Origin of the sequence: Micromonospora globispora, assembly GCF_003857015.1 — a bacterium.
Taxonomy (GTDB): domain Bacteria; phylum Actinomycetota; class Actinomycetes; order Mycobacteriales; family Micromonosporaceae; genus Micromonospora; species Micromonospora globispora.
This window is the reverse complement of sequence record NZ_QGGF01000179.1, coordinates 1-9,539: the sequence shown is the minus strand read 5'-3', so window position 1 is coordinate 9,539 and position 9,539 is coordinate 1. Positions and strand designations below refer to the sequence as shown.

Genomic DNA, 9,539 nt, shown 5'->3' with positions numbered 1-9,539 from the left:
GTACGCGAAGGCGCGTAACCGGATGAGTGCCACCGCCGCGGTCACCCCCAGCTGGACCGTGACCATCCCCGTGGCCTGGTGCACCTCGGGATGCTGCAGACCGGCCTGCTCGGGCCGACCCTCGTCCCGGGCCGACCGGTGACGCCACCCGCCGTCCAGCAGTACGGCACAGGCCGTGTCCGCCAACACCAGCGCGTCGGCCAACTGTTCGCCATCAAGGCCGCCGGACCGCGCACGGTAGAGGTCCAGCACACCGAGGCGGATCCCGCCAACCTGGAGCGGCAGGGCGAACACCGCACGGACCCCGGCGAGCACCGCCGCCGGCGCGAACGCCGGCCAGCGGGTCAGACATTCCGGCGCCGCCAGATCGGCGATCAGATCCGGGCCGCCGAAGCTGGCGTCCACGCACGGGCCCTCACCGAGGGTAAGTGTCAGCTCCTCCAGCTCCGACGCGGTCCGGTCACTGGCACACAGCACCTCCCGCGGGGTGGCGCGCAGCGTCACGGCGACGGCGGCGGAGTCGACACCGGTGGCCGAGACCGACGCGGCGCAGACATGGTCAACCTCGACCCTCCCGCTCCGGGCCGCGTCGACGACGAGGGCCCACAGCCGGCTCCTGCGCTCGGAGTTCATCGATCCGCCGTACCGGGGACGACCGCGCGCCCACGATTCGAGTCGGGCAGCCGCCGCGCGTTCACCGGGACACCGCTCGGAAGCTGCGCAGCGTCCCGCTGCTTCCCTCTTTCACGGTCGGCTCCGACCCGATCATCCTGCGCGGACATCCGTCTTGTGGAACCGGCAACCCGGCGACGCTCACACCGTACTCCTGGACTGCGCCCCCTGCGCGGCGTAGCATTCGCCGGCCCTGACCCGAAGCCCTTGGGAATAGGGGGCTCCGCGAGGTCCTGTGCGGCTCAACCTTGCTGCGATGCAACCTCGACAGGTGACATGGCGGCTGGGTCGATGTCGAGCGTCCTGAGTAGTGAATCGTTCTTGTACGTGTCGACGAGCCGGGGCAGTTGCCGGTCGACCCAGTCGGCCCTGGCGTGCAGACCTCTGGACCGCAGCGTTGCAATGATCTCGGCTTTTTCGATGTGCATGGTATGTATCCTCACCTTCGTCGCGTAGATGGCGGCGTGGAGGCCCAGCAGCGCGGCTGTGTGGTCAATGCGATCCGCAGCCGCTTACGCGGGCGACGACCGGCAGCGCAGCCCCGCATACCGCACGTCCCGCCCTGGCGAAACCGGCGGTGTATCCGCCAGATAAGCCCGACCACGATGCCCCTTCCACCGATGGAGTCCGGCATATCAACGGACTTTCACGGCACCGGGGTCTTGGGCGATACCCCTACCGTACGCCCACGGCCAGGTCATCCCCTCGGCCGGCTGCACGTCCCGCTGGTGTCGTCAAGGTCAGGAGCGAAGTTGTGGGGTGAGGTCACCCCGCGTCAAGACGGCGAGGCCGTCCTGCTCGATGCGTACGACCAGAGCGCGCGCCCAGGCGACGAGACCAGCCACGTCCACGCCGTGTGGCGCAGCGTCGGCGTAGCCTTCCACACGCTCCGCGGCGCGCCTCAAGAGCTCCACCGCCCCGACTGCGTTACCTCGCCGCGCGTGTGTGAGGCCCACGGCGAGTTGGGCCAGCCCCCGCCATAGCTCACGTTCGCCCCCTGGGGCAGCCTTCCAGGTGCTCTCCAGTACCTCGTGCGCCTGAAACGCTCGGCCCGCGTCGAGGAGTCGCTGCGCCTCGGTGAGCGTCTCGTCCGGAGATAGCGCGAGATCGTCGGGAACGCCTTCGACCCCAGCCGCGCCGCGGGGTAGGGGTCGACCCAGTTCGTCACGTGGGCGGGCGTTGCGCGGGCGCCCCGCGACATCCCTGTCGCGCTCACGGTCACCGGCTGAACTCACCGTTTCGGCTCCGGAGCAGCCCACCGGCGGTGCGAGACATGACGGTGAGACCACACGCCCACGCCCTCGGAACCTTCCCGACTGGCAAACCAGCATGACGGAACCGCGGGACCCCTTCGCGACGACACGGTCGCCCCCTTCAACGCTGCCCGGTGCACCTGATCGCAAAAGCCCACGCCTGTTGCAGGCCCAAAACACGAGGCGAGCGACGACGTCATCACACTACGCCGAAAGTACGACATGCGAGCGGCGGAGGCGCTGTCGGCGGATAGCCATGTCATGGCGCCCTGGAGGCCGGGCCAATAACGCTGCGCCCTGGTGTGGTCACAGAGGGCCTGCTCATCAGCGGCTGCCGCGGCGCGCCCCCACGTGGGTCCGAGCGGAAAAGGCTGCTGCGCCCGACGACCGGGCGGGTGCCGCAGCCGCCGTACGGCCACCTCGGCCCGAGCCCGACTGCGGCGATGACGTCCCATGCGGTGACACGGATCCGGTGTGAGGCATGGTGGAGGAAAGTGGCTTCGCGTTCCGACGTGAACGGTCGTGCCGTGACGTGTCGGTCACGGCCGGATGGTCGACCGGTGGTGTGACGAACGAACGTTGACCGGGGGCGAGTCGGGTGAGCAGCGGATGGCCGGGCCGCAGCCGGGTGGTCGTCGGCGCGATGCCCGCCTTGCGGGCCAGCTCGCGCACGTCGCCGACCTGGTCGTCGGTCATGAGCGTGACCACTGTGCCGTGTGCACCGGCACGGGCCGTTCGGCCGGAACGGTGCAGATACGCCTTGTGCTCGACCGGCGGATCAGCGTGGATGACGAGGGTGATGCCGTCGACGTGGATGCCGCGGGCCGCGATGTCTGTGGCGACCAGCGTCTTCGCGCTGCCTTCGGAAAAGGCAAGCAGGTTGCGGTCACGCGCGGATTGGGCCAGGTTGCCGTGTAGCTCCACGGCCTGCACCCCGGCGGCGACGAGCCGGCGGGTCAGTGTCTTCGCCCCGCGTTTAGTGCGGGTGAACACCAGCGTGCGACCCGGCGCGGCCGCGAGATCGACCAGGACGGGAAGCCGGTCGTCATGGCTCACATGCAACACGTGGTGCGACATCGCCGCGACCGGTGACAGCGACGAATCGACGCTGTGGGTGACCGGGTCGGTGAGGAACCGGCGCACGAGGACTTCGACCCCGGCGTCGAGCGTCGCGGAGAACAGTAGCCGCTGGCCGGATCGCGGGGTCTGGTCCAGTAGTTGCCGAACCACGGGGAGGAAGCCGAGGTCGGCCATGTGGTCGGCCTCGTCGAGCACGGTGATCTCGACCGCGTCGAGACGTGCGTGGCCCGTCTTGAGATGGTCGGCGAGCCGGCCCGGGCAGGCCACAAGGATGTCCACGCCCGCGCGCAGGCCGGAGACCTGGGGGTTCGGGCTCACCCCGCCGAAGACGGTGAGGGTGCGTAGCGACAGCGCCCTGGCCAGCGGGGCGATGGTCGCCTCGATCTGGGTAGCGAGTTCGCGGGTGGGAGCGAGGATCAGCGCACGCGGACGACCGGGCCGCCGCGGCGAGGTGCTGGCAGCCAGCCGGGTCAGCACGGGCAACGCGAATGCGTAGGTCTTGCCCGAGCCTGTTCGGCCCCGGCCGAGCACGTCGCGTCCGGCGAGCGTGTCGGGCAGCGTCGCCGTCTGGATCGGGAACGGCGTGGTGATACCGCCGGCCGCAAGCGCCTCGGTGAGCGCGGCGGGTACGCCGAGGTCCGTGAACGTGGTGGACGTAGACGAAGGTGTGGTGTGGGGGCGGCGTACCGCCATGAAATCTCCGAACGTGGAAGGGTCGTCCTGCCCGGCGCAGACTGAGCGGTCGCGGCGCGTGGTGGTCGACGTCAACACGGCCCGAGGCAGAACGATGCGAGCCGTGTACCGAAGTCTACCCGCGCCGGCGAGTTACTTGGGCGCCTGCGGCGTCTAGGTTGCCCGTCCTGAACCGGCGGGTGGGGGAACGGGAATTTAACGCTGTGGTGGCCGGTTGCATCGGTTGGTCGTGTTTTTGCGTGTCTGTGGTGATCTGTGACGCCCGCGCGTCAGGTGGCGCGGGCGTTTGTCATCTCCTCCTCCCGACGGGCTGACGCTGCCGGCCGACGCCGGCCCAGCGGGCTCGCATGGCGCGGGCCCCACTCCGAAGGGAGACAGTTATGGCACAGGGAACTGTGAAATGGTTCAACGACAACAAGGGCTTCGGCTTCATCACCGTCGACGACGGCGGTAAGGACGTCTTCGTTCACTTCTCCGAGATCCGCAACGACGGCTTCCGTAGCCTCAAGGAGGATCAGCGCGTCGAGTTCGACATCACGCAGGGCGCCAAGGGTCCGCAGGCGACCGCGGTGCGCGTCCTCTGACCGCTCGTTTCGCTGCCGTCGTGAGCTTCGACAGGCTCCCGGCCGCGGTGGCGGCCGCCCAGATTCCTGCAGCCGCATCTGACGACACCGCCCGACTGATCTGGCTGTTCGAGAAATTCCGCTGGCACGCGACGTGCGCGAGCCCAGTCCCCCAGCGCCTCGCCGCCAAACGCTCTCCCGCGACGCCGCCGGCATAGGGGCGCCTCAAGCGACGGTCGGCTCACTGCGTCATCCGCTGGTGGGCCGACCGTCTCCTCCCCCACGACGCCTGGATGGCGACTTGCCCTTCAGGTGAGCAAGCATGGCTGAGCACTCCGGTGTGAACCGGGACGCTGCACCGCCTCTGACCAGCCAAAACGTGGAACCGCAGGTCGGGGCCAGTGCCGTTCAGAGCAGTTCAACGCTGTTGAGTGCAGTTGCGGGCCGTTCAGTGCAACCTGCTGCTCCCAATCTGCTCCCCCGTGCCGGCAGATCTACCCGGTTGGCGTTCGGGATCACCGCTGTCTGGGCGCCCAAGTCAGGGCAGATCGGGGTATGTCTCGTCGATGGCGGCCGGGGCGGCGACGCCCCGCATCGTGTCGGAGTGGTCGACCGGGTGTTGGGGTCCGACCACGGGGAGGTTGATCTTCGTGTTCCTTGCACTCTCAGGTGGCGAGTGCTAGACCGTAGTTAGCACTCGCCCTGTGCGAGTGCCAGCCGATTGGGATGAGCCCTCTGGTGGGCGTACGTGTACGTCATCGCAGGTCGGTCCGATCAGTGCTGCCCGTCAGCACGACGAGTAGAGGACGACGCAGATGGCCAAGTTGATCGCATTCGGTGAAGACGCCCGTCGCGGCCTCGAACGTGGCATGAACATCCTCGCCGACACGGTGAAGGTGACGCTGGGCCCGAAGGGCCGCAACGTCGTGCTAGCCAGCAGCTGGGGCGCGCCGACCATCACCAACGACGGTGTCAGCATCGCCAAGGAGATCGAACTCGACGACCCGTACGAGAAGCTCGGTGCCGAGCTGGTCAAGGAAGTCGCCAAGCAAACCGACGACGTGGCCGGCGACGGCACCACGACGGCGACCGTCCTGGCCCAGGCCCTGGTACGGGAGGGGCTGCGCAACGTCGCCGCGGGCGCGAACCCGATCGCGCTCAAGCGCGGCATCGAGCAGGCCGTGGCCGCGGTGACCGAGGCGTTGCGTAACCAGGCCCAGGACGTCGAGACCAGAGCGCAGATCGCGGCCACCGCGTCCATCTCCGCCGCCGACGCAAACGTCGGTGAACTCATCGCCGAGGCGATGGACAAGGTCGGCAAGGAAGGCGTCATCACCGTCGAGGAGAGCAACACCTTCGGCCTGGAGCTGGAGCTCACCGAGGGCATGCGCTTCGACAAGGGCTTCATCTCGCCCTACTTCGTCACCGACACGGAACGGATGGATGCCGTTCTCGACGACCCGTACCTCCTCATCGTCGAGAACAGGATCTCGAACCTGACCGACCTGCTCCCGATCCTGGAGAAGGTCATGCAGACGGGCAAGCCGCTGGCCATCGTCGCCGAGGACGTCGAGGCCGAGGCTCTCGCAACCCTGATCGTCAACAAGGTCCGTGGCACTTTCACGTCGCTGGCTGTCAAGGCACCAGGCTTCGGTGACCGCCGCAAGGCCATGCTGGCCGACCTTGCCGTCCTCACCAATGGTCAGGTCGTCAGCGACACCGTAGGTCTCACGCTGGAAAACGTCACCCTCGACATGCTCGGCCGGGCCCGCAAGGTGGTCGCCACCTTGGACGAGACCACCATCGTCGACGGTGCCGGTGACGTGGAGCAGATCGCCGGCCGGGTCGCCCAGCTCCGCGCCGAGATCGACAACAGTGACTCCGACTACGACCGGGAGAAACTGCAGGAGCGGCTGGCCAAGCTGGCCGGCGGCATCGCGGTGATCAAGGTCGGCGCGGCCACCGAGGTGGAGCTCAAGGAGCGCAAGCACCGCATCGAGGACGCCGTCCGCAACGCCAAGGCCGCCATCGAAGAGGGCCTACTCCCCGGCGGCGGCGTGGCCTTGGCCAACGCCGCGGTCACGGCGTTCGACAAGCTCGACCTTGCCGGTGACGAGGCCACCGGCGCGAACATCGTGCGGGTCGCGTTGACCGCGCCGCTCAAGCAGATCGCCAGCAACGCCGGCCTTGAGGGCGCCGTGGTGGCAGAGAAGGTCAACTCACTTCCCGCCGGCCACGGCCTCGATGCTGCCAGCGGCGAGTACGTCGACATGATCAAAGCGGGTATCGTCGAACCGGCCAAGGTGACCCGTTCCGCTTTGCAGAACGCCGCGTCGATCGCCGCATTGTTCCTGACCACCGAGGTACTCATCGCCGACAAGCCATAGACGCCCGGCGTCGGCTTGCCGGGCAGCGACGACCTTCGGGGCTGTCACAGACCGGGGCCGGCCAGTGCGGCTGCGTGCCGCATTCGCCGGCCCCGTCAAGGGATTGAGCTGGCGTGCCGTCAGGGACGGCGGGGTGGATCTAGAATCAGGCGGTGACGGTGAGATGGTTCTTGACGCTGATCACGCCGGAACCTGACCACGACACCTTCTCGGCCTGACGGCGTTCGGCCCACGATCGCACGGACCCGCGCAGCGTCACCTCCGCGCCGTTGACATCAGCCTTGATCTGGTGGGAGTCGAGCTGGGCGTTGCGCAGGATCGCCCCGTCGATCGCGGCTTTCAGATCGTCGGACGCTGGAGTGGTCGCGATCAGCCTGATGGTGTTGGCGACCGCGGTGACGCCCTTGAGGTACATGACCGCGCGTGTCGCGGCCTCCCGCTGGTACTGCCAGTTGACGGTGCCGGACAGGGTGACCACGTGATCGCGGACCCCTGCCTTGACCGTGTCGGAGGGTACGTCGACCGCCCAGCTGAGCATCTGGTTCGCCGCCTCGGCGATGTCGCTGTCCTTGGCGCCGGACGCACCCGGGTCGCGGACCACGATGTCGACGGTGACGGCCTGGACGCCGGCTACTCGCATGGCCGCCCGTTTCGCCGTATGCCGCTCGGGCAGGCTGCCCACGTCGCCGGAAAGTGTCACCACGCCGCCGTTCGCCAGTACCACGAGATGCGCGGCGTCGATGCTGGAATCAAACAACAGTTCGTCGGTTACGTTGGTCTGCAGGTCCTTGTCGCTCCTCCGGACAGTCAGTGTCATAGGCCAACCATGACCCTCCGGCTGCCAGCACGCCAGCCGATTTGGTGCATATTCGAATAAATCTTGAGATTGATTCTCAACTGCATGTGTTTAACATGTTATGCCGGCTTATTCGGTGCGGCATTGTTTATCACCACCGCGGGGCGACCCTCAGTCACGCCTACCCCGGGCAGCCAACCACCCGCTCATGAGCATGAAGAAAATGGCGCCGTTGCGTTGTGGGATCGACAGACTCGTTGGACCCGTGTCGGTCCGAGGCTAGATCGCCAGGGCGAGGTCGGCGAACGCCGCGGCCACCCGCGTTGCCGGCGACGCGTCGACGGCGAGTTCGTAGTGTCCGCGGCGGAGGTTCTGCATGAACGCGTGTCCGGCGATGATGACCTGTGCTGTCTTGTCGGTCCGTAGCCCGCGCATCGGTCTCAACCGGTGCTTGAGCTGGCTGTGATCAGCCTCGATCGGATTATTGGCGTACTGCTCGACGTGGTGCCACGCGGACGGGACCAACTGGTCGAGCACGGCGGGGTAGACCGGCGCTGCGTCGGTGACGACTTCGCTGGGGGTCACCTTCAACGTCGACAGCGCGCGTCGGAAGAACCGCCGGGCGGCGCCGGCGTCACGGCGGGCCGAGACCAGCACGTCTATGACCTGCCCGTACTGGTCGACCGCCCGGTACACGTACCGCCATACCCCGTTGACCCTGACGTACGTCTCGTCGACATACCACCTGTCACCCGGTGAGTGGCGGCAGAATCGAGCGGCGTCGGCCAGCAGCGGCGTGAACCGCTGCACCCACCGGAACACGGTGACGTGATCGACCTCCACGCCGCGCTCGACCAGCAACTCCTCCACGTCCCGATACGACAGGTTGAACCGCAGATACCAGCGCACCGCGCCCACGATCACCTCCGGCGGGAACCGGAACCCGGCGAACGCCGACTTTGGAGGCAGCCATGGGCGAGAGCGGGTCAATGACTTCACTGCTCAAGCCTGCCTCGATCATGCCAACGCCCAACGCAACGGAGCCGCTTCGTCTGCCTCATCGCGGCCTGCTTCGTGCTGGCCAACCGCTTCTCGCGGGAGGGGCGGCGCGGGCTGGCCGGGTTTTCTCTCATCACCGGGGTGGTCTTCCTCGCCGGGTTCGCGGGCATCGCCAGCGGCTCACACGGGCCGACGACGTTGGCGTTCGTCGCGGGGGTCGGGCTCGTCTGGGCCTGGCTCGCCACGGTCTGCATCCACTTCTACCGCGCCCTCGCGGACGCGGCCGCCTGAAAATCATGGCACCTGAAAGACATCCCAGGAGCTTGAATGTCAAGCAGCGGCCTTGTTGAGGTGATGGGACCAGGCGGTCGCCTCGTCGTAGAGCGCGCCGGTTTTGAGGCATCCGTGCAGGATGCCGACGAGCCGGTTGGCGAGCTGGCGCAGCGCGGCGTTGTAGCTGGTGCCGCGGGCGCGTTGCCGGTCGTAGTAGGCGCGGGCGCCCGGCGAGGCTTTCAACGCGGAGAACGCCTGGGTCATCAGCGCGTCGATGAGCCGGTCGTTGTGCACGAACCGGGCGGCGACGGTCTTCTTCTTGCCCGATGCGCGGGTGATCGGGCTGGTCGCGGCGTAGTTCTTGCGGGCCTTGGCCGAGGCGTAGCGGCCGTGGTCGTCGCCGAACTCTGCGAGCACCCGGGCGCCGAGGACGGCACCCAGTCCGGGCTGGGACAGGATGGTCTCAGCGTCCGGGTGCCGGCCAAAATGGGCCTCAACCTGCCCTTGCAGGGCCGTGACCTGCTCGTTGAGGGTGACCAGCAGCGCGACCAGAGCGCGCACGGACGCGGCGTAGGCGGCAGTGACCACGGCCGGCTGGCCGAGGTGCTCGGCGCGCAGGACGGCCTGGATCGCCGTGGCCTTGGCAGCGATGTCGCGGCGGCGGGCCCGTTTGAGGGCCGCGCTGATCTGCGCCAAGCTCAGCTTCGCCGCGCTCGCCGGGTCGGGTGCCTTCGCGAGCAGTTCCAGGGTGTCGGCGGCGTCGAGGTCCTCGAAGGCGGCCAACGCGGCGGGGAAGTACTCCCGCAACGCGTGCCGCAGCCGC

Annotated in this window: 10 protein-coding genes; 3 read left to right on the top strand and 7 right to left on the bottom strand. The window is 68.1% G+C overall.

The features are described from left to right. From DKL51_RS06840 to DKL51_RS06825, 4 genes are all read right to left on the bottom strand, one after another. Positions 1-633, bottom strand: a 633-nt coding sequence (locus DKL51_RS06840) for a GAF domain-containing protein (protein WP_148097738.1), incomplete at its 3' end; no start/stop codon positions are given. 281 nt (positions 634-914) lie between these two features. Beyond that, positions 915-1,100, bottom strand: a complete 186-nt coding sequence (locus DKL51_RS06835; RefSeq protein WP_109946993.1) for a hypothetical protein — start codon at positions 1,098-1,100, stop codon at positions 915-917. Between the two features lie 312 nt (positions 1,101-1,412). After that, positions 1,413-2,003 (bottom strand): DUF309 domain-containing protein, encoded by a 591-nt coding sequence (locus tag DKL51_RS36880; protein WP_109964579.1) that lies wholly within the window; start codon positions 2,001-2,003, stop codon positions 1,413-1,415. Positions 2,004-2,249: 246 nt separating this feature from the next. Then, positions 2,250-3,698, bottom strand: coding sequence for a DEAD/DEAH box helicase (locus DKL51_RS06825; RefSeq protein ID WP_109964578.1), 1,449 nt, complete (start codon positions 3,696-3,698; stop codon positions 2,250-2,252). 380 nt (positions 3,699-4,078) lie between these two features. On the opposite strand from DKL51_RS06825, the gene DKL51_RS06820 reads away from it, so the two are divergent. Then, positions 4,079-4,282, top strand: a complete 204-nt coding sequence (locus DKL51_RS06820; protein ID WP_109964577.1) for a cold-shock protein — start codon at positions 4,079-4,081, stop codon at positions 4,280-4,282. 794 nt (positions 4,283-5,076) lie between these two features. Next, positions 5,077-6,648, top strand: coding sequence for a chaperonin GroEL (gene groL / locus DKL51_RS06815; protein WP_109964576.1), 1,572 nt, complete (start codon positions 5,077-5,079; stop codon positions 6,646-6,648). 145 nt (positions 6,649-6,793) lie between these two features. Here the strand turns inward: groL and DKL51_RS06810 are convergent, their stop codons facing one another. Then, positions 6,794-7,465 (bottom strand): BON domain-containing protein, encoded by a 672-nt coding sequence (locus tag DKL51_RS06810; RefSeq protein ID WP_109964575.1) that lies wholly within the window; start codon positions 7,463-7,465, stop codon positions 6,794-6,796. Between the two features lie 258 nt (positions 7,466-7,723). Further along, positions 7,724-8,413 (bottom strand): IS6 family transposase, encoded by a 690-nt coding sequence (locus DKL51_RS06805; RefSeq protein WP_109946994.1) that lies wholly within the window; start codon positions 8,411-8,413, stop codon positions 7,724-7,726. Positions 8,414-8,452: 39 nt separating this feature from the next. On the opposite strand from DKL51_RS06805, the gene DKL51_RS06800 reads away from it, so the two are divergent. Continuing rightward, positions 8,453-8,734 (top strand): DUF998 domain-containing protein, encoded by a 282-nt coding sequence (locus DKL51_RS06800; RefSeq protein ID WP_311768027.1) that lies wholly within the window; start codon positions 8,453-8,455, stop codon positions 8,732-8,734. A 39-nt stretch (positions 8,735-8,773) separates the two neighbouring features. Here the strand turns inward: DKL51_RS06800 and DKL51_RS06795 are convergent. Next, positions 8,774-9,539: transposase (locus tag DKL51_RS06795; protein WP_148097737.1), on the bottom strand; the 766-nt coding region annotated here is incomplete at its 5' end.